We start from the raw sequence: 25,479 nt of genomic DNA on the forward strand, positions 1-25,479 counted from the left end.
GCTCACTCCGGCGACCGGCACCCGGCCGGGTCGGCCGGCGGAACCGTGTCGGAGGGCAGCACGTCGGGCGTCTCGGTGGGCGCGGGGGTCGGGGTGTCGACGGGTCGGGCGCTGCCGGAGGCCGTACGGGTCGCCCCCGGCTTGACCGGGGACCTCGTGGGCTCCGGCGTCGTCGCCTCGGGGCTCGGCGTCGGGGTCGGCTGGCAGACCGGCTTGAGGTTGGGGTTCAGCGGGTCGTCGCTGGTCAGCTCGGCCAGCCGGCGCTCGGCGTCGGGCTCGTCGCGGGCGGGGATGCCCTGCTTGACCTGCTCCTGCGCGGCGAGGGTGAGGTCGTCGAGCCGGGCGGGGCTGACGGAGTGCTCGGCGGAGAGGTCGAGGCCGGCGATCTGCCCCTGCACGCCCCGGAACACGGCCACCCGGCCGTCCTCGGTGGCGCCCACGTAGTACTGCCGCTGCGTGTACGTCCACCCGCCGAGCAGCGCGCCGCCGAGGATGACCAGCAGGGCGAGGGTCATCGCCGCGGTGCGCAGCGGGCGGCGCTTCGGGCGGTCGTCGTCGCCGTCGTCGTCGGCCGGCTCCTCGGGGGCGGGCGGCCGGGGGGCGGAGAGCGCGGAGGCGCGCGCGGCGGGGGTGGAGACGTCGGCGGAGGTGGCCATGCCCCGGTCCCGGGCGGCGGCGCCGCCGACGATCGGGCTCGCCTCGACGATGTCCCGGTCGGTGGCGTCGGCGATGATCACCGTGATGTTGTCCGGGCCGCCGCCGCGCAGCGCGAGCTGGACGAGCCGCTCGACGCACTGCTGGGGGTCGGTGTATTCCCGCATGGTGTCGGCGATGGTCTCGGCGCTCACCACGCCGGAGAGGCCGTCGCTGCAGATCAGGTAGCGGTCGCCGGGGAGCACCTGCCGGACGCTGTATTCCGGGTCGATGTCGCGGCCGTCGAGCGCCCGGGTGAGCAGCGAGCGCTGGGGGTGGCTGCTCGCCTCCTCGGCGCTGATCCGGCCCTCGTCGACGAGCATCTGGACGTAGGTGTCGTCCTTGGTGATCTGCGCGAACTCGCCGTTGCGCAGGAGGTAGGCCCGCGAGTCGCCGATGTGGACCATGCCGAGCTTGGTGCCGGAGAAGAGGGTCGCGGTCAGCGTGGTGCCCATCCCCTCCAGCTGCGGGTTGGCGTCCACGGTGTCGCGGAGCTGCTGGTTGGCGGTGCCCACGGCCGAACGCAACGCGTCGACCAGGGCGTCACCGGGGACGTCCTCGTCGAGCGGCGCCATGGCACCGATGACGATGTTGCTGGCGACGTCACCGGCGGCCATGCCGCCCATGCCGTCGGCGACGGCGAGAAGCCGCGGCCCGGCGTAGACGGAATCCTGGTTACCGTCTCGGATCAGACCGCGGTCGCTGTGGGCCGCATAGCGCAGGGTCAGAGTCATGGCCGTAATTCGAGAGAGGTGCGCCCGATGCGGATCGGCACGCCGAGGGGGACGGGGGTTGGTCCGGTGACCTTAGCGCGATCGAGGTAGGTGCCGTTAGTCGATCCGAGGTCCTCGACGAACCACTGCCCGTCGCGGGGCACGAGCCGGGCGTGTCGCGCCGACGCGTAGTCGTCGGTGATGACGAGGGTCGAATCCTCGGCCCGACCGATGGTGATCTGCGCCTCGCCCAGGGTGATCCGGGTGCCGGCGAGCTGACCGGCGGTCACCACCAGCTGGTGCGCGGCCCTGCCCCGCTTCACCTTGGCCGGCTTGGCCTGCGGCTGGCCGGTCGAGGCGCCCACGGCCCGGGGCGCGGCCACCAGCCGGCCCGACCGGGCACCGGCGAACAGGTCCCGGCGGATGACGCCGACCACCGTGAAGACGAAGATCCACAGCAGGATCAGGAACCCGAACCGGGCGACGGTGATGACGAGTTCCGGCAAGGCGGATCAGCCGTCCACGCGGAAGGTCAGGGTGGTGGTGCCGAGCTGGATCATGTCGCCGGGGTTGAGCGCGACGGCGGAGACCCGCTGGCCGTTGACCATCGTGCCGTTGGTCGAGCCGAGGTCGGTCAGCACGACCTGACCACCGTCGAAGTCCAGCCGGGCGTGTCGGCGGGAGATCCCGACGTCGGGCAGGCGCAGGTTGGCCTGGTCGCCCCGGCCGATCACGGTCGAGCCCATCTGGAGCGGGTAGGTGCGGCCGTCGCCGGAGACCAGCCGGACGTTGCGCCCGCCGCCGTGCCCCGGCGGGGGGCCGTAGCCGCCGCCCTGGTCGTACGCCGGATAGGCGGGGCCGGCGTCGTAGCCGCCCTGGTCGTAGCCCGGCGCGGAGACCGGTGCCACGTCGCCACCGGTGTAGACCTCGGCGGTGACCCGGAACATGCCGGTGTCGAGGCCCTCGCCGCGCTCGATCTCGACGATCACGTCGCCGTAGACCGTCCAGGCCTGCTCGCCGATGAACTCCGCCTGCGACTGGGCCAGCTCCTGGGCCAGGGCGGCGGCGTACGGCGCCAGGCGGTTGTGGTCGTAGGGCGAGAGATCGATCACGTAGCGGTTGGGCACCAACGTGCGCCCGCCGGCCAGGATCGCCTTGTGCGCCTCGGCCTCCCGCTGCATGGCGTTGAGGATCTCCACGGGGTGGACCACCCCTTTGAAGACCTTGGCGAAGGCTCCCTCCACCAGGCCTTCCAGACGCTTCTCGAAGCGTTGCAGCACGCTCACCGGCTCCTCCTCGGGTCCCGAGGACATGATGGTATCCGGCCGGCGCGCGCGCAGCTCACACGCCGCTCGGCCGGCCGTCGCCGGCCCGTTCGAACGGGCCCTTGCCCCCGTGCTACAGTTTCGTCCGCCACGAACGGTAACCGGTCGCGGCGCAGGCCAGGGACACCGTAGGATGTGCCGGGCCGCTGGAGACAGCGGATCCGGGGCAGGCTAAAGTGTTCCGGGTCAAGCCACGGGGAAGTGGCGGAATGGCAGACGCGCACGGTTCAGGTCCGTGTGCCCGAAAGGGCGTGGGGGTTCAACTCCCCCCTTCCCCACCAGAGCGAGGGCTCCGCAGCACGCGGGGCCCTTTCGCCGTTCCGTGGGGCCCGGCGTCCCATCCGGTGGGTGCCGGACGTCACGCTATGCTCCGATCGTTTCCCTGCCTCCGATGGACCAGGAGTGGCGTGTGAGTGTCGCGTTGGTGACCGGGTCGGGCGGCCTGATCGGTTCCGAGGCGGTCCGGCACTTCGCCGGCCTCGGTCTCGACGTCGTCGGCATCGACAACGACATGCGGCAGGAGTTCTTCGGCGCCGAGGCGTCGACCGCGTGGAACGTCCGGCGGCTGGCCGAGGAGCTCGGCGGGGCGTACGCGCACCACAGCATCGACATCCGCGACCGCGACTCGCTGGCGAAGCTCTTCGCCCGGTACGGCCGCGACATCGCGGTGGTGATCCACACCGCCGCGCAGCCGTCGCACGACTGGGCGGTGCGCGACCCGTTCACCGACTTCGACGTCAACGCCGGCGGCACCCTCAACGTGCTGCAGAACGTGCGCGAGCACTGCATCGAGGCGCCGGTGATCCACTGCTCGACCAACAAGGTGTACGGCGACCGCCCCAACAGCCTCCCGCTGGTCGAGCTGGAGTCCCGCTGGGAGATCGAGCCGGGGCACCCGTACGAGCAGGGCATCCGCGAGGACATGTCGATCGACGCCTGCCTGCACTCGGTCTTCGGCGCGTCGAAGGTCGCCGCCGACGTGATGGTGCAGGAATACGGTCGCTACTTCGGGATGCGCACCGCCTGCTTCCGGGGCGGCACGCTGACCGGCCCGGCGCACTCCGCGACCGAGCTGCACGGCTTCCTCGGGTACGTGATGCGCGCCAACATGGAGCGCCGGACGTACAAGATCTTCGGCTACCAGGGCAAGCAGGTCCGGGACGCGATCCACAGCTCGGACGTGGTGTCGGCGTTCGAGGCGTTCTTCCGCAACCCGCGCTCGGCGGCCGTCTACAACCTCGGCGGCGGCCGGCACTCCAACACCTCCAACCGGGAGGCGTTCGCCCTGGCCGAGCAGATCACCGGCCAGGAGATGATCACCGAGTACGTCGAGGCGAACCGGATCGGCGACCACAAGTGGTGGATCGGCTCCAACGAGGCGTTCCAGGCCGACTACCCGGACTGGAAGCAGGTCTACGACGTGCCGATGATCATGCGCGAGATCTACGAGGCCAACGTGGACAAGTGGGTGCCCGGGGCATGACCGACGGCAGCAAGCGCAACGTTCTCGGCGTCCTCGTCGACGCCACCGACTACGCCACCGCGACCGAGCGGGTGGTGGCGGCGGCGCACGAGCGGCGTCCGCTGGCGCTCACCGCGCTCGCCGTGCACGGGGTGATGACCGGGGTGCTCGACCCGGCCCACAACGCCCGGCTCAACTCGTTCGACGTGGTCACCCCGGACGGGCAGCCGGTGCGCTGGGCGCTCAACCTGCTGCACCACGCCAACCTGGCCGACCGGGTCTACGGCCCGCTGCTGACCCTGCACGTGCTGCGCCGCTTCGCCGAGGAGGGCCTGCCGGTCTACCTGTACGGCTCGACGGAGGAGACGCTGTCACGGCTGATCCCCGCCCTGGAGCGGATGTTCCCGGCGCTGAAGATCGCCGGGGTGGAGCCGTCGAAGTTCCGCGCCGTCCAGCCCGGCGAAGACGCCGAGATCGCCGACCGGATCCGGTCCAGCGGGGCCCGGCTCGTCCTGGTGGGGCTCGGCTGCCCCCGGCAGGAGGTCTTCACGTACGCGATGCGTCCGCTGTTGGACATGCCGATGATGGCCGTCGGGGCGGCCTTCGACTACCACGCGGGGCTGCTGCGCAACCCGCCGCCGTGGATGCAGCGGGCCGGCCTGGAGTGGTTCTGGCGGCTCGGCCTGGAGCCGAAGCGCCTCTGGCGGCGGTACGTCATCCTCAACCCGGCTTACCTGGCCCGCCTGGCGGCGCAGAAGACCGGCCTGTGGAAGGCGAAGCCGCCGACCCCGGCCACCGAGCGCCCCGCCACCTTCGCCGTCTAGGCCGCCCGCGCGACCCCTACGGGACGGGCCTGCGGGACGAACAGGGGGCCGACCCGGATTCGGCGGGCGTCGAACTGGGCAAGGCTGACGGCATGGACGGGCATCTCATCGTGCTGTTGCCGATCGCCGGCGTGTGGCTGGCCGCGGGTCTCCTCGCCGAGCGGCTGCCCCGGCCGCATCGTGCCCGCGCGCTGCGGCGGCGTACCGGATGGTTGCTCGCCCTGACGGTGACCGGCCTCGGCCTGACGGCGGCCGTGCTCGCCGCCGGGCTGACCAGCGCCGGCACCGGCGCGATCGACCGGGCCGCCGCCGGCCTGGCGCTGGCCGCCGCCCCCGCGCTGCTGGTGGCGGTCGTCACGGCCCGCCGGGTGCGCCGGCTGTGGGCCGGTGCCGGGGCGTTCGCCGCCGCACCGGAGACGCCGGCCCCGCACGGGCTGCGGGCCGCCGCGGCGCATCCGCTGATCGGCCTGCCGCTGCAGGCCACCGGCCTGGCCACCGTGCCGGGGGTGCTGTCGGCCAGCGGCCTCGACCTCTTCGCCGGGCCCGGCACCACCGGTGCCGCCGTCACCGTGGCCGCGCTGGGCGTCGCCGCGATCGGGGTACGCCAGGCGCTGCGCCACAGCCGCCTCGCCGAGCGGGCGGTGACCCGGCAGCCCGGGTCAGCGCGAGCGGCCAGCGCCGCCCTGCACGTATAGCAGCTCCAGGATCGCCCGGGTCGCCTCGAACCAGCGGTCCAGCCAGCCGGGCGGCGGCACGCTGCCCTTGGGGGGCAGCTCCAGCAGCAGCCCGCGCAGCAGCGGGTGGTCGACCAGGGACTCGGTGGCCGACGGGCCGGTCGACCAGCCCGACGGCGGGAACGACGGCTCGGTCAGCGGGTTCGGGTCCAGCGACGGCAGCGACAGCGGCGCGCCGGCCTGGTCGAGGGCGGTCGGGCCGTCGTCCCGGGTGCCGATCTCGGAATCGGTGGAGACGACCTCCGTCAGGACGGTGTCCCGGCGGGCCCCGCGGTATTTCCCGCCGAACCGCTCCGGCTTGCCCGGACCGTTGGTGAGGTTCTCTGAACCGATCGTCGTCATCGTCTCGCCTGCCTCGCTCGGGTGCCGATCCGGGTGGCCGTTGCCGATCCGGTAGCTGGTCCGGGTCGTCGACCAGCGCCGTCCCGACGGTTCAACGACCCGGGACGGCGGTGGAAACGCGACGGGCGCGACCCCTGCTCCGGCCACGCTGCCGGAAGGGGTCACGCCCGTCGTGTCTAGGGGTCAGCGATCAGTCCCGGAGGAACGCGCCGTCCCTGGCCCCGGCGACGAAGGCGTGCCAGCCTGCCGGAGCGAAGACCAGGTTGGGACCGCTCTTGTCCTTCGAGTCCCGCACCCCGACCGCCCCGGTCACGTACGCCACCTCCACGCAGTTGTCACAGTTCGGCCCGCTCTTCGAGCTCTTGAACCACGTCGCCCGCGTCAGGTCCCCACGGAACCCCTTGGTCGCCATTTCCACAACGGCTCCTCTGCCAGTTTTGCGATTTGTGCGATGGATTCCTCCGGACGCATGGCCGCTGCTCGAACATGATCGAAGATGAAGCTGTACTTCTGTAGCTCGTCGCTCTTCTCCAGGAAGAGCCCACCCGTGGCGTTCTCCGCGTACACGACATCCGGATCATTGGCTTCTGGGAAGCTGAGGATGGTGAAGGTGCCGTCCATGCCGGCGTGCGCCCCGACCGAGAACGGCAGGATCTGAAGCGTCACGTTCGGCAGCTCCGCCACCTCCACCAGCCGCTTGAGCTGACCACGCATCACCGCGTCGCCGCCCACCGGCCGGCTCAGCACCGCCTCATCGAGCACCACCCACAGATCGACCGGATCGTCCTGGGTCAACAACGACTGACGGCCCAGTCGGACACGCACCCGTTGCTGGACCTGTTCGGCGGTGAAGTCCGGCCGGGCGGCGCGGATCATCGCCGAGGCGTACTCCTCGGTCTCCAGCAGGCCCGGGACGACCTGCTGCTCGTACTGCCGGATGGAGCTGGCGGCCGACTCCAGGCCGACGTACGCCCCGACCAGCACGGTGCTGTAGGGGTGCCACCAGCCCTTCTGCCGGGCCTCCCGGGCGATCTGCACCAGCTCGTCGCTCTCCGCGCCGGACACTCCGTAGATCAGCAGCATGTCGCGGACGTCGCGCGGGGTGGCGGTGGTGTGGCCGGTCTCGATCCTGGAGATCTTCGACGCCGAGCACTCCAGCCGTTCGGCCACCGCCTCGATGGTGATGCGCGCGGCGTCGCGGTGCCGGCGCAGTTCGGCGCCGAGCCGGCGACGGCGGATGGTCGGGCTGCGCCGCTCGCTCACGACGCCCCCCGGCGGCCCACTGGGCCGAATCGCTCGCTGCTCGCCCTCACCCGGTTACCTCCGGTCGGTCGCGCCTGGGGTCGACGCCCGCCGGGGGCGCGACCGTCGGAACGGCGGGCGAGCGTTCGCGGCAGGGGTGATGGTGCCGGTCGTCGACCGGCCGCGACGGGCGAAACCGGCGTCCAGTGTGCCGGTCCGGGGACAGCGGCATCAAGCGTCTATTTCCGCGAGCCGCTCACGTATCGGCAAAAGTCGACATGCAACTTGCATGAAGCACGACACTCATGCAATCTGTCCGTAGGGCTCGAATCACTCACCGTTCCGGTCGGCCGCCGGAACGGGACGATCCGCCGACGGGTGGGCGTCCGGTCGAGGGATACCAGCCCGGCACCGCACGACAAGATCCGCTCCGGGCGAGGACCCCGCTGCCGCACGTCAGGGTGACTGTGGCGGCGGGCGCGACGACCTGGAGCGGCGGGGTGCTGGTCGGGTGCTGGCACGCCACCAACGCGCCCGGCCCGACCAGCATCACCAGCGCCGCCGGTTCACGAGGCACAACCCCGTCACCAGGCGAGACATCCCCCGAAACACCAGCCACCGGCGTGCCCGCCGGCCGATCTCCCAGGAGAACTCTGTGCTTCCCCGCTCAGGTGACGTGCTGCACGTGACGCGCGCGGCGAGTGTCCAGTTCCTCAAACCGATCATGTTCCGCGTGATCCGGGTGCTCGACTGGCCCACCTACGACGGTTGGATGTGGCTCGAAGGCTACGAGCTGAACGCGGCGGGGGACGCGGTCAGCCGGCGTTCGATCTACGTGCAGGCCGCGGGGCTGCGCCAGCTCCGGGCCGCCGCCCAACCCCGGCAGCGCACCGTCCCCGTCCGGCAGCGCCGCCCCGTGGTGCGTACCCCCGCCCGGGTCGGCTGACCAGCCGAAACCCGTCCCGGTGGGCGTGCCACCGCCATAGAATCGGTACGCCCACCCCGGCGAACGTCTCCACCCCGCGCGTCCCGGACCCTGAACCTGGGATGGTCATGGTCATACTGCCCGCCGCGCGGCGGCACCACAGGTCCCGTACGATCTACGCCTTCGGGCTGCTGGCGATCCTCGGCGCCGCCACCACCCTCGGGGTGGTGGTCCGCTACCCGACCCTGTCGGCCACCGAGCTGGCCGCGCCGGTCCCCGCGCCGGAGATCACCGTCATCGACGAGGACCCGGAGCCCGACTGGGCCGCCCCGGCGGATCCACCGGCCGTCCCGGGCCCCGTCGGTGCGGGAGTGGACGCGGCGGGCGTGCCGACCGGTCCACCGGCCGGCGCGGGGGCCGGCGCCGGAACGGACCCGGTGGTCGAGGCCGGGCGGGCCGCGGCGGGGCCCACCTCCCAGCGGGACGAGACGAGCCGCTCCCTGTTCTGGTCCGGCCTCCTCGGGCTCGCCATCTCCCTGGCCGGGCTGGGCTTGGTCGGCACCAGACGCCGCATGTGGTGACCGGCGCCGGGCCCGGAGCGCGGTGGCCGAACCCGGTGCCGGGCGTGACGACCGGATCCGCCGTCAGGGGGTCGGGGTCGCCGGGGTCGTCGGGGCCGCCGCGCTGCTCGTCGGTGCCGGTGCCGCCGCGACCACCAGGATGACCTGATCGCCGGCCGGCACCAGCGCCCCCGCCTCCGGGTCGGTCTCCAGCACCGTGCCGGCCGGACGGTCGGACTCGCGGGTCTCGACGCGGTGGTCGACCCCGATCCGGTCCAGGATCCGCTCAGCCGTCGCCCGGGGCAGCCCCACCAGCGGCGGCATCGGCACCCCGGCCGGGGTCGTGGCCGGCGGCGTCGTCGGGGTGGGGGACGGCCCACCGGTCGTCGCCTCGGTCGTCGGTGCCCCGGTCGTCGCCGGTGCCGAGGTCGGGCCCGCCGACGGCGTCTCCTCGGGGCCGGTGCCGCCGCCGGACGACAGGGCCAGCCAGAAGCCGACGCCCAGCAGGCCGAGCAGCAGCAGCGCCACGACACCGAGCAGGATCGGCGTCCACCAGCGCCGGCCGGGCTGCTCCTCGGCGTACCACTCGTCGGTCGGGGGCCCGTACTCCGCCGGTCGGGGCGGCGGCACCCCGGCCCGACCGGACCACACCTGCCCGCCGGCCGGCTTCGGCCGGGCGTCGTCACCGGGCTTCGGCAGCGGCCGGGTCTGGTCACCGGCGTCGTCGGGGGGCGGGTCCTGGCGGTCGTCGCTCATGGCACGTCCTCTCCCACACCGGGCGGGTGGCTGGCCCTCCCATCCACGCTAACCGCTGTGGGCCAGCGCGGCCGGGACCGGCGCGGCGAGCCGCCGTCACGGGGTGGGCGGCGGCTCCGCGCTCGGCTCGCCGGGCTCCTCGCCGCAGGTCAGGGCCACCTTGTCGTTCCAGTGCGCCGTGCTGTCGGCCGCCGGTGCCTGGGCCGTGACGACGCCGGTCCGGCCCGTCGGATAGCCGGGGTAGAGGCCCTCCTCGACCAGGTCCTCGGCCGCGTCGTCGCAGTCGTCGCCGACCAGGTCGGGGACGCTGACCTCGGGTGCGGGCCCGGCGACGTACAGCGCGACGGTCGTGCCCCGCGACACGGGGGAGCCGACGGGCGGGTCGGTGCGCCGCACGTCCCGCCCCGACTCCGCGCCGAAGACCAGCCGCCAGCCCAGCCGCAGGTCCCGCAGCTCGTCCCGCGCGTCCTCGAAGTCCGTGCCCACCACGGGCGGGACGGTCAGCCCGGTGGAGCGGGTGGGCGCGGTGGTCCGGGTCGCCGGCGCGGTCGTCCGGGCCGGCGACGACGGGGCCTCGGAGGGGGGTGCCGTGGCCGAGACGTCGGGCTGCGCGGCCGGGAGGCCGGACGACGGGTCGTCCTCCCCGGCCAGCAGCCAGCCACCGGCCGCGCCGACCAGCGCGAGGAGCGCGACGGCCAGGCCGCCGCCCAGCAGCTTGGCCGACCGGCCCGAGCCGGCCGCGTCGGCCTCGTCGGGGTACGCCTCCCCCACGGTGTTCCCGTCCGTCACAGCGCCCACCACCTCATCACGGCGACCGTACCGGGGGCACGCCAGGTACCCCGGCGCGGGTTCCCCGCCACGACTCGCCGGGCAGCCCCAGGGGCGTTACGCTGCCCGGCATGGCCAGACGGGGCTGGGGAGGATCGATCGCCACCGCGATCGGTGTCGCTGCCGGCGCGGGCGCCGCCCAACTGGGCTTCGGCTACGGGCTGGGCATCATCAACTGGTCGGCGTCGGGCGTCGACGCGGGCGAGGCGGCGTGGGTGGCGAGCCTCGCGTGGGCGACCTGGATCTCGGCCACCTCGACGATCGCGGGCGCGGTCTGCGCCCAGCGGCTACGGCGTCCCGTCGCCCGGGGAGCAGACCGGGCCGCGACCGCCCCGGACGGGGTCACGACCGACGCGGAGCCGACCGCCACCGCCCAGCCGACCGATACTGCGGAGCCCACCGCCACCGCCGAGCCCGCCGCCACCGCCGAGCCCACTGCCACCGCCGAGCCCACCGCCACTGCCGAGCCGGCCGCCCCGGAGCCGGCTCCGGCGCCGGGCACCCCGGCACCGGCCGCCGCTGCGGATTCGGTCGCCCCGGCACCGGCCGCCGCCCGCGGGCCGGAGGTGGTCGACGCCGTCGACCCGGTCGCCGGGCCGGGGCCGACCGGCCCACCCCGGCCGGCGGGAGCGCTCGTGCTGGCGCTGGCCGCTGCGGTCGGCGCGCTGGTCACCGTGCTGCTGGTGGCCGTGCCGGCACGGATGGCGGACGTGCCCGGCGTCGCCGCACCGCAGGCCATGGCCGCCGGGTACGCCGGAACGGGCCTGTTCCTCGGGCTGCTCGTGGCGGTCTGGGCGCTGCGCTCGCCCGCTGCGGCGGCCAACGTGATCGCTACCGCCGGCTGGCTCTGGCTTCTCGCCGTGGTCGCCGTGGTGGACGGGGTGCTCGCCGGACGCGGGCTGACCACCGCCCAGCTCGGGATCTGGCAGCTCAGCGCCGACCGGCCCGACTTCTGGATCCGGGACTGGTTCTACTGGCCCGGCGCGTCGCTGGCGCTCGGCTCGGCGCTGCTGATCGGGGCACTGGGCGCGCGGCGTGCCGCCCGGTCGGCGGAGCACCGGCTCGGGGCGGCGGCCTCCGGCGGGGCCGGCCCGGTCCTCGTCGCGCTGGCGTACCTGCTGGTCGTGCCCGGCCTGAGCACGCTCGGCCGGGAGCAGGTGTCGGCGCACCTGGTCGCCCCGTACGCCGTGGTGGTGGGTTTCGCCGGCTCGGTGCTGACGGCGGCGCTCGCCCAGCGCTCCGCGACCCGCCGGAGTGCCGGGCGCGACCTCGCGGGGCAGGCGGCCGGGTCCTCGAAGCCGACGACGGGCGGACGCGGCTCCGCCGCGCCGGCCGTGCTGCCCCGGCAGCGCTCCGGTGCGGCCGGGGAGGCCGGGAAGGCCGGGGAGGCGACCGCGACGACCGGCCCCGGGCCGGCCCGGCTGGTCGACACGGAGGCCGACCAGCCGGCGTGATCAACCTTGTGCCGGCGGCGTGGTGGTGGTCCGGCCGCCGGCGAGGTGGCGGGTCGGTCAGTCGACCGGCCAGGTGTGCACCGGTTCGTTCTTCCGCTGCAACTCCGCGTAGCGCTGCACCATGTGACGCAGGGCCGCGTCGCGTTCCATGCCCCGGTGGTGCTCGGCCGCCCAGACCGTCTCGGTCTGCCAGACCGCGCCGTTACGGCCGGTGCGGCAGCGCTGCTCGATGATGCCGAGCAGGCGGTCCCGCTCGGCGGGCGCGACGCCGAAGCGGTCCAGCCCGGTGGCCGCCGTCGGCAGCAGGGTGTCGAGCACCAGCTTGGTCACCGGCACGTCCCCGAGGCGCGGCCAGTGCAGGACGGCGTCCATCCCGCGCCGGGCGGCGGCGTGGAAGTTCTCCTCGGCGGAGCTGAAGGTGAGCTGGCTCCAGATCGGCCGGTCCGCCTCGGCCAGGCCCCGCGCCAGGCCGAAGTAGAAGGCGGCGTTCGCGAGCATGTCGACCACGGTCGGGCCGGCGGGCAGCACCCGGTTCTCCACGCGCAGGTGGGGCCGGCCGTTCATGATGTCGTAGACGGGCCGGTTCCAGCGGTAGACCGTGCCGTTGTGCAGCCGGAGTTCCGCCAGCTCGGGCACGCCCCCGGCGTGCAGGACCTCGACCGGGTCCTCGTCCTCGCAGATCGGCAGCAGCGGCGGGAAGTAGCGGACGTTCTCCTCGAACAGGTCGAAGATCGACGTGATCCAGCGCTCGCCGAACCAGACCCGGGGGCGTACGCCCTGGGCCTTCAGCTCGTCGGGGCGGGTGTCGGTGGCCTGCTGGAACAGGGCGATCCGGGTCTCGGCCCAGAGCTGCCGGCCGTACAGGTAGGGGGAGTTCGCCCCGACGGCCACCTGGACGCCCGCGATGGCCTGGGAGGCGTTCCAGTAGTCGGCGAAGCTGTCCGGGGCGACCTGGAGGTGGAACTGGAGGCTCGTGCAGGCGGCCTCCGGCGCGATGGAGTCGGTGTGCGTCCGGAGCCGTTCGACGCCGCGGATGTCCAGCTCGATGTCCTCGCCCCGGGCACCGACGATCTGGTCGTTGAGCACCCGGTACCGGGCGGCGGTGGAGAGGTTGTCGGCCACCAGGTGCCGCTCGGTCAGTGTGGGCAGGATGCCGACCAGGACGATCCGCGCGTCGGACGACGCCGCCCGCGCGTCGGCCCGGTCCAGGCTGCTGCGCAGGTCACGCTCGTAGTCGGCGAAGCCGGCGCCCTCGATGAGCCGGGGCTCGGCGTTCAGCTCCAGGTTGAACCGCCCCAACTCGGTCTGGAAGAGCGGGTCGGCGATGTCCGCGAGGATCTCGTCGTTGCGCATCGCCGGCTCGGCGGCAGGGTCCATCAGGTTGAGCTCGATCTCCAGCCCGGTCATCGGCCGGTCGGCGTCGAAGCCGAAGTCGTCCAGCATCAACGCGAAGACGTCCAGGCACCTCCGGACCTTCTGCCGGTAGTGGAGCCTGTCCTCTCGGGAGAAGGCGCCCTGCTCGACGTCCCTGCCCATGTGTCCTCCCGGCGCGAGGCGCGGCGGGGCCTGCCGCCCGCAGCGCACATTGTGAACCTTCTACGGTAAAAGCACCCCCCGCGCCGGGCCAGAGGCCGACGCCGGACGGTCACCTCTGCGGCGACCGCGACCGGCCTGGAACGCGCTCCCGACCGCCTCTCTACCCAGGTGGCGGCGCGCGCCACCGCCCCCGCGAAGGGGCCGACCGTGACAATTCGCACGCTCCCGCCGAAGGGACTCCGGCGGGACCGGCCGTGACCCGCACCGGGGAGCGGCATCCGACGTTGAAAGCGCGAGGCGACCCGCCGGGGCACGACCGGACGGCCACCGGCACGCCGGGACGAGTGGCCTGCTGCCCGGGGATCGGCCGGGGACCGGACCACCGGCCGGACGGCGGAACGGCCGCGGGCCCGCGTCGACTGGTGCGACGCGGGCCCGGGTCTCGTGGAGCGGGGCGGTCAGGCCTGGCGGACGCCCTCGCCCTCGATCTCGATCTTGATCTTCTTGCCGACCAGCACGCCGCCGGTCTCCAGGGCGACGTTCCAGGTGAGGCCGAAGTCCTCGCGGTCGATCTCGGTGCTGGCGGAGAAGCCGAAGATGTCCTGGCCGAACGGGCTGCGGCCCACGCCCTCGAACTCGACCTCCAGCTCCACCGGACGCGTCACGCCCTTGATGGTCAGCTCACCGGTGAGGACGAACTCGTTGCCGTCCCGGGACTTCACGCCCGTGCTGCGGTACTCCAGGGTCGGGAAGGCCTCGGCGTCCAGGAACTCGGGGCTGCGCAGGTGGGCGTCCCGGTCGGCCTGGGCGGTGCTGATGCTGGCGGCCTGGATGGTCGCGGAGACCGAGGACTGCATCGGGTCCTCGGCGATGGTGATGGTGGCGGTCGCGTCGGCGAACTCGCCGCGCACCTTGCTGACCATCATGTGCCGGGCGACGAACCCGACCCGCTTGTGGGCGACGTCCAGCAGGTAGGTGCCGGCCGCCGGGATCGTGAGGCCCTCCCACTCGCGGGTAACCGATCCGTTGCTGCTGGTCATGGTGCTGTCCTCCAGGAGAGATTGTTCAGTGACCCAACGACTGACCGAGCAACTATAGACAGAGCAATATTCCGTGTGTCAAGTATTGCTATGATGAACTCGTGGACCAGAACGTGTTCGACGACCCCCGGATCACCGCCGTCGGTCTCCTCGTCGAGGCGCACGCCGGGCTGTCGGCCCGGTTCGCCGCCCAGTTCGAGGAGCACGGGCTCTCTCCGGTCGAGTTCGAGGTGCTCACCCGCCTCGCCCGCTCGCCCGGCAACCAGCTGCGCATGACCGACCTGGCAGCGCAGACCTCGCTCTCCACCAGCGGGGTGACCCGGGTGGTGGACCGGATGGAACGCGACGGCCTGCTCTGCCGCCGGGCCTGCCCGTCCGACCGGCGCAGCTCGTACGCGGTGGTCACCGCCGCCGGGTTGCAGCGGCTGGACCAGACCCTTCCCGGGCACCTGCGGATCATCGAGGAGTGGTTCATCGGCCAGTTGCAGCCGGAGGAGCTGCGCTCCCTCCTCCACGGCCTGCGCCGCGTACGCGATGCGGTGCACCCGGGCGCGACCGCCGGCAGCACCGACCCGGTCCCGACGGAAGCCACCTCCTCCTGACCACCCGGCGGACGGGCCGGAGGCACCGGCAGAAAGACCGGCAGAACCGCCCACCCGCCGGCAACAAACCGGATTAAGCAGACAAGTCACACCGCCGGGGGTGGCTACTGTTCTCTCAGCGGGGGCGCACCGGGGGGTGCCGGCGCGAGCGATGAGCGAGGGGTAAAACCAGGGGGCTTCTTCGCTCGCGCCGCCCCCGCGTCAACATTTCCGGGCACGCCCGGTCGGCTCGGGTCGGCCGGGCCGCCGCAGCGGTGCCAGCAGCGCATCTTCCCGGGGCAGCAGGCTGATCCCGCTCTGCCGACAGGCGGCGTCGAGGCGGTCGAGCACGGCCGCGTCCCGGGTGCTCGCCGCGAGCCCGACGAGCGCCTCCACCAGTTCCCGCCGGTCCTGGCCGGCGACGTTTCCCTCCGCTGCGGCGGCGAACCACTCGGCCGCCAGCTCACCGTCGGCCCGGTGCAGGGCGATGTTCGCCTCGATGAGCGCGCAGATCCCGTCCTCGAACCGGGCCTCCCCCGGCCGGCCGCGCAGCGGCTCGGCACCGAGCGCCGCGTCACCGGCCGCGCAGGTGCGCAGACCCGCCAGCACCTCGGCCGCCTCGTCGGGACGCCCGTCCTGGGCCAGCGCCAGGCCGATCGTGCCGAGGGCCCGCCGCCGGTGCCCCGGGTCGCCGACCTCCACCAGCCCGGCGGCCACCCGGCGGCCCTGCTCCACGGCGTCGGCGTACCGGCCCTCCAGCCGGGTGACCTCGGCCAGGTTGGCCCGGGCCAACACGCGCAGCCGCCGCTCGCCGGACTGGGCGGCCAGCCGGTCCATCGCGGCCAGGCGACGCCGCGCCCCGGCCAGGTCACCCACCCGGACGTCGTGCCAGGCGAGGCTGTGCTGCGCCACGGCCATGTCGCGCAGCCGCCCGTGCCGGGTGGCCAGGGCGAGGACGGCGGCGGCCTGGTCGCGCGCCTCGTCGTGCCCCCCGGTCGCGCCCAGCAGCGCGCAGAGCACCGCCCGCGCCTCCAGCTCCCCGGCCACGTCACCGGCCCGGTGCAGGATGGCCCAGGCGTCCCGGGCCGCCGGCAGCTCCTGCTCCGCCGCGCCGTGCTCGACGGCGAGCCGGGCCGCGCCCAGCACCGCCCGGGCGCGCAGCCCCGGATCGGCGGCGGCGGTGCGCGGGTCGGCCAGCAGCCGCCGCAGCCACTGCCGCCCGACGACGTCCCGGCCCCGGAACCGCCACCAGCGGGCCAGCCCGACGGCCAGCCGGAGGGCGGTCGACGGGTCGTCGACGGCGGCGTGGGCCAGCGCGGCGGTGATGTCGCCGGTCGCCTCGTCCAGCCGGCGCACCGCCGAGGTCAGCTGCGGGCCGGCCAGGTCGGGGGCCGTCCGGGCCACCAGCCGCGCGAAGACCTCGGCGTGCCGCCGCCGGATGTCGGACCGCTCCCCGGCGCCGATGGCCTGCTCGGCGGCGAACTCCCGCACCGCGTCGAGCAGCCGGAACCGGAACGGACCGGTCCCCCGGACGCTGAGCAGGCCGAGCTGGAGCAACCGGTCCAGCAGTGGCACCGGGTCGATCGAGACCGTGCCCTCCGGGTCGGCGTCGTCGGCCAGCATCTCCTCGGCCAGTTCCACGGACCACCGGTTGCGGAACACGGAGAGCCGACGCAGGGCGGCCCGCTCGTCCGGGGCGAGGAGGCGGTAGCTGGCGGCCACCGCGTCCCGCAGGGTGACCGTCGCCCCACCCCCCGGCGTCCACCCGGGCCCGGGCCGCTGGGCCGGCGAGGTGGCGAGGTCGAGGACCCGGTCGCCGTACCGGTCGAGCAGCTCGTTGAGGTCGAGGATGCGCCCCCGGGCGGCCATCAGCTCGATGGCGAGGGGCAGCCCACCCAGCCGGCGGGCCAGCGCGGCGAGGGCCGGCAACTCGGCCGGGTCCGGCGGCTCCCGCCGCACCCGGGCCAGCCGCGCCGTGAACAGCGCCACCGCCGGGTAGCCGGCCAGGACGTCCGGCCCCGCCGGGTCCAGCTCGGGCGGCGGCACGTCCAGCGGCGGTACGGGCCAGACGCGCTCGCCGGGCACGCCGACCGGGTGCCGCCCGGTGACCAGCACCCGCAGCGTGGGCACCGCCCCCGCGAGCCGGTGCAGCGCCCCGGCCACCGGGTCGGGCGCCCGCTCCACCGCGTCGATCAGCAGCAGCGCCGGACGGGCGGCCAGTCGCACCGCGAGGTCGGACGCGCGGGCCGCACCGAAGGCCGCCGCCGCAGCGGAGAGCACGTCGGCGGGGTCCGAGCCCTCCCCGACGAGCACCCCGGCGACCTCGCCCGGCGACCGCCCGGCCACGGCGTGGGCGACCGCCAGGGCCAGCGCCGTCTTGCCCACCCCCGCCAGCCCGACCAGGCTGACCACGGGCGGGCCGTGGTCCGCGGTGAGCAGCTCGACGAGTTCGGCGACGTCCCGCTCCCGGCCGATCAGCTCGACGGGCGGCGGGAGCGCGATCGGCGTACCCCCGGGGTGGGCGGCCGACGACGGCCCGGCACCGACCGGGTGGGGAACCGCCGGCGGCGGGGCGGCGGGTGGTTCGTCGGCCGCGCGGGCAGGGTCGGCCGGGGCCATCCCCCGGGCGGCGGCGACGAACGCCGCGCGGACGGGCCCGGCGAGGCCGAGGGCACCGGCCAGCAGGTCGACGGTGGTCCGCTGCGGCCGCGCGGACCGGCCCCGTTCCAGGTCGCGGACCGTCCGCACCCCGACCCCGGCGCGGGCGGCCAGCTCGGCCTGGGTGAGGCCGGCGGCGTGCCGGTGCGCGCGCAGCAGGGCGGACAATCCGGTACGACCGTCCGCGCCCGGCGGACGGCCATGATCGGGAGCCATGGGCAGGAAGGGTACGGATCGGGTGTGACGGCCGTCAGCCAACCGTCGCCCTGCCGACGCTGACCGGCACAAATATCCGACAGCGCTTCACGCGGGAGTTTACCGGCGTGAGAGGGGGATCGTTCCCTCCCTCAGGCGTTGATAGGGGTCCTTCCTTTCACAGGCCGAGGTCGCGGGCGATGATCATGCGCTGGACCTCGCTGGTGCCCTCGCCGATCTCCAGGATCTTCGAGTCGCGCCAGAACCGGGCCACCGGGTACTCGTTCATGAAGCCGTAGCCGCCGTGGATCTGGGTGGCCTCCCGGGCGTTGTCCACGGCGACCGTGCTGGCGTGCAGCTTGGCGATCGCCGCCTGCCGCTTGAACGGCTCGCCGGCCAGCATCCGGGCGGCGGCGTCGTAGTAGGCCAGGCGGGCGGTGTGCGCCTTCAGCTCCATGTCGGCGATCTTGAACTGGATGGCCTGGTAGTTGCCGATCGGCTGGCCGAACGCCTGGCGCTGGCTCGCATACTTGATCGACTCGTCGACGCAGCCCTGGGCGAGGCCGACGGCCAGGGCGGCGATGGCGATGCGGCCCTCGTCGAGGATGCGCAGGAACTGGGCGAAGCCCCGGCCCCGCTCGCCGAGCAGGTTGGCCGCCGGCACCCGGCAGTCGTCGAAGGTCAGCTCGTGGGTGTCCGAGGCGGTCCAGCCGACCTTCGAGTAGCCCGGGGCGACCGTGAAGCCGGGGGTGCCCGACGGGACGATGATCGTGGACAGCTCCTTCGACCCGTCCGGCCGGGTGCCCGTGACGGCGGTGACCGTGACCAGGGCGGTGATGTCGGTGCCCGAGTTGGTGATGAACGCCTTCGAGCCGTTGATCACCCACTCGTCGGTGGACTCGTCGAGGACGGCCCGGGTCTGGGTGCCGCCGGCGTCCGACCCGGTGCCGGGCTCGGTGAGGCCGAAGCCGGCGAGGGCCTCGCCGCTGAGCAGCCTCGGCAGCCACCGCTCCTGCTGCTCGGCCGTGCCGAAGCGGAAGATCGGCATCGCGCCGAGGGAGACGGCCGCCTCCAGGGTGATCGCCACGCTGGAGTCGACCCGCGCCAACTCCTCCAGGGCCAGGCAGAGCGCGAAGTAGTCGCCGCCCATGCCGCCGTGCTCCTCGGGGAAGGGCAGGCCGAACAGGCCCATCTTGCCCATCTGCCGGATCACCTCGTACGGGAAGGTGTGCTTCTCGTAGTGCTCGGCGATGACCGGGGCGACCACCTCGCGGGCGAAGTCCCGCACGCTGGACCGCAGCGCCTCTTGCTCCTCGGTGAGCCGGAAGTCCATCGGTTCCTCCTGTACGCAGTCCTCCGTCGGGCGCTCGTGACGCCGACGGGGTGGGTCAGACCGGGGTGACGCCGTGCCGGCGGCGGGAGAAGTGCCGGTCCTTGGTGCGGGCGGCGGCGTACCGGCGGACCAGCTCGGCGCGCAGCTCGTGCGGCTCGACGATCGCGTCGACCACCAGCTCGCTGGCCAGGCGGACGACGTCGATGTCGCGCTCGTACTCGGCGCGCTTGGCGGCGACGAAGGCGGCCCGTTCCGCCTCGTCGGCGATGGCCGCGATCTTGTTGGCGTAGACGGCGTTGACGGCGGCCTCCGCACCCATCACCGCGATCTTCGCGGTGGGCAGGGCGATCGTCGCGTCGGGCTCGAAGCCGGGGCCGGCCATCGCGTAGAGGCCCGCGCCGTACGCCTTGCGGACCACCACGCAGATCTTCGGCACCGTCGCCTCGGAGATCGCCGTGATCATCTTGGCCCCGTGCCGGATGATGCCCTGCTTCTCCACCGCGCTGCCCACCATGAACCCGGGCACGTCGGACAGGAACAGCAGCGGCACGTTGAAGGCGTCGCAGAGCTGCACGAACCGGGTCGCCTTGTCGGCCGAGTCGACGAAGAGCACGCCGCCCTTGAACATCGAGTTGTTGCCGACGACGCCGACGACCTCGCCGTCGAGCCGGCCGAAGCCGATGGTCAGCTCCCTGGCCCAGAGCGCCTGGATCTCGAAGAAGCTGCCGTCGTCGAGCAGGCCCTTGACGTACCGGCGCATGTCGAACGCCTGCCGCTCGCTGGCCGGCACCAGCGCGGCCAGGTCGGCCTTGGCCGGCGCGGGCGTCGCCTCGGCGGCCGGCGGCGGCTGGGTCCAGTTGGCCGGCAGGTAGGACAGGTAGCGGCGGACCACGTCGAGCGCCTCGGCCTCGGTCTTGCAGAGGAAGTGCCCGACGCCGGACTCGGCGCAGTGCACGCGCGCCCCGCCCATCGCCTCCAGGGTGGTCTTCTCGCCGGTCACCATCTCGACCATCCGGTCGGAGCCGAGATACATGCTGGCGTTGCCGTCGACCATCGCCACCACGTCGCAGAACGCCGGGATGTAGGCCCCGCCGGCCGCGCTCGGCCCAAACAGGGCGCACACCTGCGGGATCGAGCCGGAGGCGCGGACCTGGTTCCAGAAGATCTTCCCGGCGCCGCGCCGGCCGGGGAACAGGTCGACCTGGTCGGTGATCCGCGCGCCGGCCGAGTCGACCAGGTAGACCATCGGCACGCCGGTCGAGTAGGCGCGCTCGATGATCCGGATGATCTTTTCGACGGTACGCGCGCCCCAGCTGCCCGCCTTGACCGTGGAGTCGTTGGCCATCAGGCAGACCGGCCGGCCGTCGATGGCGGCGGTGCCGGTGACGACGCCGTCGGCGGGCAGGCCCTCGGCCAGGGCGTTGGCGTAGAGGCCGTCCTCGACGAACGAGCCCTCGTCGACCAGGAGCGCCACCCGTTCGCGGGCGAAGAGCTTGCCCTTGGCGGCGTTGGCCGCGTGGTATTTGTCCGCACCGCCGGCCCGGGCGCGCTTGCGCAGTTGCTCCAGTGCCTCACCGTCGAGCGTCACGCCGACTCCCCATTGCCGCCACCGTGCCGGCCGCCGCACGGGCACGCCGACCACCCTGAACGATCGTTAGGGTATCCCACCCGCCGCCCGATCGGCGACCCCGGGGCGGCCGAACGCCCGACGCGCCACGAATCGAGTGATCGTGATCCAAATATTGAAATGTGTAGATGGTTCTCGTTAGGCTCCCGACACCCCCTCCCGGATTGGAGTCAGCGATGGCCTCACGAATCAGCCGGACCCTGGTCGCGATGGTCGCGACGGCCGGTGCGACCCTCGGCGTCACCCTCGCCAACCCGTCGCCCGCGTCCGCTGCCATGACCATCTGCTACAACACCAGCCAGGCGCCGAGCTACGCCAGCATCGCCAACCAGGCCGCCACGATCTGGAACAACGCCACGTCGAACCTGACGCTCACGGCGAACTGCGGCACCAACCTCCGGATCTACCAGATCACCGGCGGCGGCTCGTACGCGGTGCGGACCAGCCTCGGCAACGGGCGGGTCTACATCGACACCCAGCAGGCCGCGCAGTACAGCCCGCTGCGGATCATGACCCACGAGATCGGGCACATCCTCGGCCTGCCCGACAACTACAACGGCGACTGCGCGCTCCTGATGTCCGGCGGCAGCGCCGGCACGGGCTGCACCAACCCGTACCCGAGCACCGCCGAGGCGAACCGGGTGACCAGCCTGTTCGCCGGCACCCTCAGCGCCACCGAGCGGGGCTCGGACAGCAGCGGGGCGACCGTCTTCCGCGACAGCTGGCCCGCCGCGCTCGCCCCGGTGGGCTGACCGAGCGGGAACACCGGAGGGGCCGGCACACCGCCGGCCCCTCCGCCGCGTCTCCCCGCCCTGTCGACTTTCGCCCTGTCAGGCCGGCAGGGGCGTCAGCCGGGTGCGCGGGCCCGCCCGCAGGACGCCGGAGGGGAGCTTCTTGCCGAGCAACTCCTCGGCCAGCTCCGCCACCTCGACGAGGGCCGCCAGGTCGATGCCCGTGTCGATGCCCATGTCGTGCAGCATGTGCACCGCCTCCTCGGTGGCCAGGTTGCCGCTGGCCCCCGGCGCGTACGGGCAGCCGCCGAGGCCACCGACGCTGGCGTCGAACTCGGTCACCCCCAGCTCCAGAGCCGTCAACAGGTTGGCCAGCGCCGTGCCCCGGGTGTTGTGGAAGTGCAGCAGCACGGGGACGTGCGCGTTGCGGTCGCGTACCGCGCTGATCAGCTCGCGGACCCGGCGCGGCGTGCCCATGCCCGTGGTGTCGCCGAACGCGACCCGGTCCGCGCCGTCGCGGACCACCCGGTCGACGATGCCGGCGACCCGCGCCGGGTCGACGTCCCCCTCGTACGGGCAGCCGAAGCTGGTCGCCACGATCACCTCGGCGGTGGCCCCGGCGCGGTGCAACAGGTCGATCAGCTCGGCGATGTCGTCGAGCGACTCGGCGGTCGACCGGTTGACGTTGCGCCGGTTGTGCGTGTCGCTGGCCGAGACCACCACCTCGATCTCGGTGAACCCGGCCGCCAGGGCCCGCTGCGCGCCCCGGGTGTTCGGGACCAGCGCCGAGTAGCGCACCCCGTCGACCTTCGCCGCCCGCCGCCACACCTCGTCCGCGTCGGCCATCTGCGGGATCGCCTTGGGGTGCACGAACGACACCGCCTCGATGCGGCGCACGCCGGTGCCGGAGAGCGCGTCGATCAACCGCACCTTGGCGTCGGTCGGGATGGGCTCCTCGTTCTGGAGCCCGTCGCGCGGCCCGACCTCCCGGATCGAGACCGCCGCTGGCATCTGGCTCATGGTCACCTCGCTGTGACGTCGGGCCGCCGGGATGCCGCACGCGCCGCCGCCCCTCGTGAGGGCGGCCGACGGGGCGACGCCGGACGGCCAGTGGTCCCTCCAGACAACCAGACCCCCGCGCCCCGCCGCCAGGCCGACCCGCCCCCTGGCTGGCCCCCGACCGCCCCGCCCCGCCCGGCCGCCCCGCCCGCCCCGCCCGCCCTCGAAGTTGACCAAGAGGTTTGCGTCACCGGCAGGCCGGATCCTGACGCAAACCTCTTGATCACCGAGGCGATCGGCGAGGGCGGGGGGCGGGGCGGGGCGGGGGTCAGCGCATGCGGGAGACGATGCCCGTGTCGTAGTCGCCGGAGAGGAACTCCTCGTTCTCCAGCAGCTCGGCGAAGAACGGCAGGTTGCACTTGGGGCCGGCCACCTCGAACGCGGCGACCGCCGCGCGGGCCCGCTCGATCGCCTCCGCCCGGTCCCGGCCGTTGACGATCAGCTTGGCCAGCAGGCTGTCGTAGAACGGGGTGACCGTGTTGCCGTCGACGTAGCCGGAGTCGACCCGCACGCCCTCGCCGGCCGGCTCGCGCCACGTCGTGATCACGCCGGGGCCGGGCAGGAACCGCTTCGGGTCCTCGGCGTTGATCCGCAGCTCGATGGCGTGGCCGCGCGGGGCGAGCGCGTCCGGGTCGAACGTCGGCGCGAGGCCGGCGGCGACCCGGAGCTGCTCCTCCACCAGGTCGACGCCGTAGACCAGCTCGGTGACGGGGTGCTCGACCTGGAGGCGGGTGTTCATCTCCAGGAAGAAGAACTCCTGCGTGGCGGGGTCGAACAGGCACTCCACCGTGCCCGCGTTGCGGTAGCCCACCGCCTCGCCGGCCCGCACGGCGGCGGCCAGGAAACGTGCCCGCAGCTCCGGCGAGACCGCCGGGGACGGGGACTCCTCGACGAGCTTCTGGTTGCGCCGCTGCACCGAGCACTCCCGCTCGCCGAGCGCCACCACCCGGCCGTCGGCCAGGCCGAGGATCTGCACCTCGACGTGGCGCACCCGGGGGAAGTACCGCTCGATCAGCACCGACCCGTCGCCGAACATCCGCTCGGCGAACGCGCGCACCTTGTCGTACTCGCTGCGCAGCGCCGCCTCGTCGGCGGCCACGCCCATGCCCATGCCGCCGCCGCCCGCCGCGGCCTTGACCATCACCGGGTAGCCGATCTCCGCGGCGGCGGCGACCGCCGCGTCCAGGTCGGCGGCAGGGTCGGTGGTGCCGGGGGCGACCGGCACCCCGGCCGCCGCCATCAGGTTCCGGGCGTTGATCTTGTCGCCCATCGCGGAGATCGCGTCCGCGCCGGGCCCGACCCAGATCAGCCCACTGCTCTCGACGGTACGGGCGAAGTCGGCGTTCTCCGACAGGAAGCCGTAACCGGGGTGGATCGCCTGCGCGCCGGTCGACTTGGCGGCGGCGAGGATGGCCTCGACGTTGCGGTAGCTCTGGGCCGGGTTCGCCGGACCCACACAGACGGCCTCGTCGGCCTCGGTCACGAACGGCAGGCCGGCGTCGGCCTCCGAGTGGACAGCGATCGCGCGGATGCCGAGCCGGTTCGCGGTTCGGATGATCCGACGGGCGATCTCGCCGCGGTTGGCCACCAGCAGCGATTCGATCATGTTCTCCTCCAGCGTCCAGGGGTGGGGACGATGCCAGGGAACCATGGGTGACGGGCCGGCCACGAGTCAAGCGCGTGGCGGCGGGGCGGGTTCAGCAGCCCGTGTCGAGCTGCTGCGGACACAGAACAGGCCCCCGGCGGATGCGGAGGGCCTGCGGGTCGACGGGGTTGCGGGTGGAAGGACTGCGGGTGGAGGTGCTGTAGGCGGGAGGGCTGTGGGGCGAAGGGCCGCCGGGTGAGCGGGTCAGGCGACGCGCTTCGCCAGTGTGAGGAAGCCGCGCCAGGAGGCCGGCGAGAAGGAGAGGGTGCCGCCGTCGCGGTCCTTCGTGTCGCGGACGAGGACGACGCCGGGCAGGTTGTCGGCGACCTCGACGCAGTTGCCGCCGTTGCCGCCGCTGCGGGTGCTCTTGCGCCACTGCGCGCCGGTCATGTCCATGCTGCTGCCGCCTCCCTCAGGAGATTCAGGGACTGCGACCGTGACAGGGCCTCGCCCCGGATCCGCTCCCACCGTCGTTCGAGAGTAGCAAGTTGGGCGGCCTGATCGATGATCTGCGCCTGGGCCTGACTGTCCACGTGGGCCACCCGCGTCCCGCCGGGAAGCTCGGCGATCGTGAAGGGGCCGTCGAGCCCCGGATAGGTCGGGGCGTCACGGGGGACGATGTGCAGTTGGACGGCCGGCAGCTCCGCGCAGGTCACCAGGCGGGCGAGCTGGGCGGCCATGATCGACCGCCCGCCGGCCGGCACCCGGCGGATCACCTGCTCGTCGATGACGACGACGGTCATGGGTGCCCGATCGCAGGTGAGGATCGCCTGCCGGGCGATGCGGGCCACCACCAGGTCGTCGACCTCGGCCGGCGACAGGGGCTGCCCGTGGAACGTGGCGCGGGCGTACGCTTCGGTCTGCAACAGGCCCGGCACCCAGGCCAACTCGAAGGCGCGCATGGCGACCGCCTCGCGCTCGATGTCGACCCACGGCCGGAACCACACCGGCTCGCGGCGCAGGGCATCCGGCCAGAGGTCTGCCACATCCTTGCCGAGGATCCTCGCGACTTCGCCACGATGCCGGGTCTGCGGAATGCGCCCGGGGTTCGCCCAGCGGGCGACGGTCTTCGGGTGAAGCCCTATGCGACCTGCCAAACTCTCGGCGGTCTCCGACGCCTCGGCGAGGGCCGTGACGAACGCATGATTCATGCCTGAGTCCCTTCAGGAACCTACGGAACGTCCGAAGGAAATCATCTAACGCTGTGTGATTGCGC

General features: G+C 73.6%; 25 protein-coding genes and 1 tRNA gene. 9 read left to right on the forward strand and 17 right to left on the reverse strand.

The genetic code is table 11. The features are described from left to right. Window positions 1-2: 2 nt before the first annotated feature. From LPU61_RS19360 to LPU61_RS19370, 3 genes are read right to left on the reverse strand one after another with little or no spacing between them, the layout of a single operon-like run. Window positions 3-1,427, reverse strand: coding sequence for a PP2C family serine/threonine-protein phosphatase (locus tag LPU61_RS19360; RefSeq protein WP_043961073.1), 1,425 nt, complete (start codon window positions 1,425-1,427; stop codon window positions 3-5). Then, the gene (locus LPU61_RS19365) at window positions 1,424-1,912 is read right to left on the reverse strand and encodes an FHA domain-containing protein (protein ID WP_007073875.1); all 489 of its coding nucleotides are present in this window, start codon (window positions 1,910-1,912) and stop codon (window positions 1,424-1,426) included. The genes LPU61_RS19360 and LPU61_RS19365 overlap by 4 nt, the downstream gene beginning before the upstream one ends. Before the next feature lie 6 nt (window positions 1,913-1,918). After that, entirely contained in the window at window positions 1,919-2,719 is an 801-nt protein-coding gene (locus LPU61_RS19370) for a DUF3662 and FHA domain-containing protein (RefSeq protein ID WP_043961072.1), read from the reverse strand. Between the two features lie 207 nt (window positions 2,720-2,926). On the opposite strand from LPU61_RS19370, the gene LPU61_RS19375 reads away from it, so the two are divergent. The 4 genes from LPU61_RS19375 (at window position 2,927) to LPU61_RS19390 (ending at window position 5,712) form a co-directional block, all read left to right on the forward strand. Next, window positions 2,927-3,012 (forward strand) — tRNA-Leu (locus tag LPU61_RS19375). Between the two features lie 128 nt (window positions 3,013-3,140). After that, window positions 3,141-4,214 carry an NAD-dependent epimerase/dehydratase family protein gene (locus tag LPU61_RS19380; protein WP_043963666.1) on the forward strand — a complete coding sequence of 358 codons (1,074 nt, stop codon included), beginning with the start codon at window positions 3,141-3,143 and terminating at the stop codon, window positions 4,212-4,214. Next, window positions 4,211-5,017, forward strand: coding sequence for a WecB/TagA/CpsF family glycosyltransferase (locus tag LPU61_RS19385; RefSeq protein WP_229405683.1), 807 nt, complete (start codon window positions 4,211-4,213; stop codon window positions 5,015-5,017). The genes LPU61_RS19380 and LPU61_RS19385 overlap by 4 nt, the downstream gene beginning before the upstream one ends. Window positions 5,018-5,109: 92 nt before the next feature. Then, a complete protein-coding gene (locus tag LPU61_RS19390) occupies window positions 5,110-5,712 on the forward strand; it encodes a hypothetical protein (RefSeq protein ID WP_229405684.1) in 603 nt (200 codons plus the stop codon). On the opposite strand, the gene LPU61_RS19395 is transcribed toward LPU61_RS19390, so the two are convergent. The 3 genes from LPU61_RS19395 to LPU61_RS19405 form a co-directional block, all read right to left on the reverse strand. Beyond that, window positions 5,677-6,093: a hypothetical protein gene (locus LPU61_RS19395; RefSeq protein WP_043961070.1), complete on the reverse strand. Its 417-nt coding sequence runs from the start codon at window positions 6,091-6,093 to the stop codon at window positions 5,677-5,679. The genes LPU61_RS19390 and LPU61_RS19395 overlap by 36 nt on opposite strands. A gap of 190 nt (window positions 6,094-6,283) precedes the next feature. After that, window positions 6,284-6,505: a DUF397 domain-containing protein gene (locus LPU61_RS19400; protein ID WP_043961068.1), complete on the reverse strand. Its 222-nt coding sequence runs from the start codon at window positions 6,503-6,505 to the stop codon at window positions 6,284-6,286. Next, window positions 6,475-7,356, reverse strand: coding sequence for a helix-turn-helix transcriptional regulator (locus tag LPU61_RS19405; protein ID WP_043961067.1), 882 nt, complete (start codon window positions 7,354-7,356; stop codon window positions 6,475-6,477). Before LPU61_RS19405 ends, LPU61_RS19400 begins: the two co-directional genes overlap by 31 nt. 634 nt (window positions 7,357-7,990) lie before the next feature. Between LPU61_RS19405 and LPU61_RS19410 the strand changes: the two genes are divergently transcribed. Together LPU61_RS19410 and LPU61_RS19415 are read left to right on the forward strand one after the other, a co-directional pair. Continuing rightward, the gene (locus LPU61_RS19410) at window positions 7,991-8,281 is read left to right on the forward strand and encodes a hypothetical protein (protein WP_043961066.1); all 291 of its coding nucleotides are present in this window, start codon (window positions 7,991-7,993) and stop codon (window positions 8,279-8,281) included. Between the two features lie 101 nt (window positions 8,282-8,382). Continuing rightward, window positions 8,383-8,841: a hypothetical protein gene (locus LPU61_RS19415; RefSeq protein WP_229405685.1), complete on the forward strand. Its 459-nt coding sequence runs from the start codon at window positions 8,383-8,385 to the stop codon at window positions 8,839-8,841. Between the two features lie 63 nt (window positions 8,842-8,904). On the opposite strand, the gene LPU61_RS19420 is transcribed toward LPU61_RS19415, so the two are convergent. Further along, the gene (locus LPU61_RS19420) at window positions 8,905-9,576 is read right to left on the reverse strand and encodes a PASTA domain-containing protein (RefSeq protein WP_229405686.1); all 672 of its coding nucleotides are present in this window, start codon (window positions 9,574-9,576) and stop codon (window positions 8,905-8,907) included. A gap of 96 nt (window positions 9,577-9,672) precedes the next feature. Beyond that, window positions 9,673-10,365 carry a PASTA domain-containing protein gene (locus tag LPU61_RS19425; protein ID WP_144420127.1) on the reverse strand — a complete coding sequence of 231 codons (693 nt, stop codon included), beginning with the start codon at window positions 10,363-10,365 and terminating at the stop codon, window positions 9,673-9,675. A 110-nt stretch (window positions 10,366-10,475) separates the two neighbouring features. Between LPU61_RS19425 and LPU61_RS19430 the strand changes: the two genes are divergently transcribed. After that, window positions 10,476-11,858 (forward strand): hypothetical protein, encoded by a 1,383-nt coding sequence (locus LPU61_RS19430; protein WP_229405687.1) that lies wholly within the window; start codon window positions 10,476-10,478, stop codon window positions 11,856-11,858. Window positions 11,859-11,915: 57 nt separating this feature from the next. On the opposite strand, the gene LPU61_RS19435 is transcribed toward LPU61_RS19430, so the two are convergent. Together LPU61_RS19435 and LPU61_RS19440 are read right to left on the reverse strand one after the other, a co-directional pair. Next, complete coding sequence (locus LPU61_RS19435) at window positions 11,916-13,394, reverse strand: glutamate--cysteine ligase (protein ID WP_229405688.1); 1,479 nt, start codon at window positions 13,392-13,394, stop codon at window positions 11,916-11,918. Between the two features lie 458 nt (window positions 13,395-13,852). Next, entirely contained in the window at window positions 13,853-14,434 is a 582-nt protein-coding gene (locus LPU61_RS19440) for a YceI family protein (protein WP_043961061.1), read from the reverse strand. Window positions 14,435-14,535: 101 nt separating this feature from the next. Between LPU61_RS19440 and LPU61_RS19445 the strand changes: the two genes are divergently transcribed. Continuing rightward, window positions 14,536-15,036: a MarR family winged helix-turn-helix transcriptional regulator gene (locus LPU61_RS19445; protein ID WP_043961060.1), complete on the forward strand. Its 501-nt coding sequence runs from the start codon at window positions 14,536-14,538 to the stop codon at window positions 15,034-15,036. 201 nt (window positions 15,037-15,237) lie between these two features. On the opposite strand, the gene LPU61_RS19450 is transcribed toward LPU61_RS19445, so the two are convergent. The 3 genes from LPU61_RS19450 to LPU61_RS19460 all read right to left on the reverse strand — a co-directional run bounded on the left by LPU61_RS19450 (window position 15,238) and on the right by LPU61_RS19460 (window position 20,789). After that, complete coding sequence (locus LPU61_RS19450) at window positions 15,238-17,889, reverse strand: helix-turn-helix domain-containing protein (RefSeq protein WP_043961059.1); 2,652 nt, start codon at window positions 17,887-17,889, stop codon at window positions 15,238-15,240. A gap of 157 nt (window positions 17,890-18,046) precedes the next feature. Beyond that, window positions 18,047-19,201, reverse strand: coding sequence for an acyl-CoA dehydrogenase family protein (locus LPU61_RS19455; protein ID WP_043961058.1), 1,155 nt, complete (start codon window positions 19,199-19,201; stop codon window positions 18,047-18,049). A gap of 55 nt (window positions 19,202-19,256) precedes the next feature. Further along, window positions 19,257-20,789, reverse strand: a complete 1,533-nt coding sequence (locus LPU61_RS19460; RefSeq protein WP_043963659.1) for an acyl-CoA carboxylase subunit beta — start codon at window positions 20,787-20,789, stop codon at window positions 19,257-19,259. A 215-nt stretch (window positions 20,790-21,004) separates the two neighbouring features. On the opposite strand from LPU61_RS19460, the gene LPU61_RS19465 reads away from it, so the two are divergent. Continuing rightward, entirely contained in the window at window positions 21,005-21,580 is a 576-nt protein-coding gene (locus LPU61_RS19465; RefSeq protein ID WP_043961057.1) for a snapalysin family zinc-dependent metalloprotease, read from the forward strand. Between the two features lie 78 nt (window positions 21,581-21,658). Here LPU61_RS19465 and LPU61_RS19470 read toward each other — a convergent pair whose 3' ends face one another. The 4 genes from LPU61_RS19470 to LPU61_RS19485 form a co-directional block, all read right to left on the reverse strand. Further along, window positions 21,659-22,579 carry a hydroxymethylglutaryl-CoA lyase gene (locus tag LPU61_RS19470; protein WP_229405689.1) on the reverse strand — a complete coding sequence of 307 codons (921 nt, stop codon included), beginning with the start codon at window positions 22,577-22,579 and terminating at the stop codon, window positions 21,659-21,661. A gap of 307 nt (window positions 22,580-22,886) precedes the next feature. Further along, complete coding sequence (locus tag LPU61_RS19475) at window positions 22,887-24,224, reverse strand: acetyl/propionyl/methylcrotonyl-CoA carboxylase subunit alpha (RefSeq protein ID WP_229405690.1); 1,338 nt, start codon at window positions 24,222-24,224, stop codon at window positions 22,887-22,889. A 243-nt stretch (window positions 24,225-24,467) separates the two neighbouring features. Then, window positions 24,468-24,653, reverse strand: coding sequence for a DUF397 domain-containing protein (locus LPU61_RS19480; protein ID WP_178062745.1), 186 nt, complete (start codon window positions 24,651-24,653; stop codon window positions 24,468-24,470). After that, window positions 24,650-25,414: a DUF5753 domain-containing protein gene (locus LPU61_RS19485; RefSeq protein WP_229405691.1), complete on the reverse strand. Its 765-nt coding sequence runs from the start codon at window positions 25,412-25,414 to the stop codon at window positions 24,650-24,652. The genes LPU61_RS19480 and LPU61_RS19485 overlap by 4 nt, the downstream gene beginning before the upstream one ends. Window positions 25,415-25,479: the final 65 nt, after the last annotated feature.

Origin of the sequence: Micromonospora sp. NBRC 110038 (assembly GCF_020884815.1) — a bacterium.
Taxonomy (GTDB): Bacteria; Actinomycetota; Actinomycetes; order Mycobacteriales; family Micromonosporaceae; genus Micromonospora; species Micromonospora haikouensis.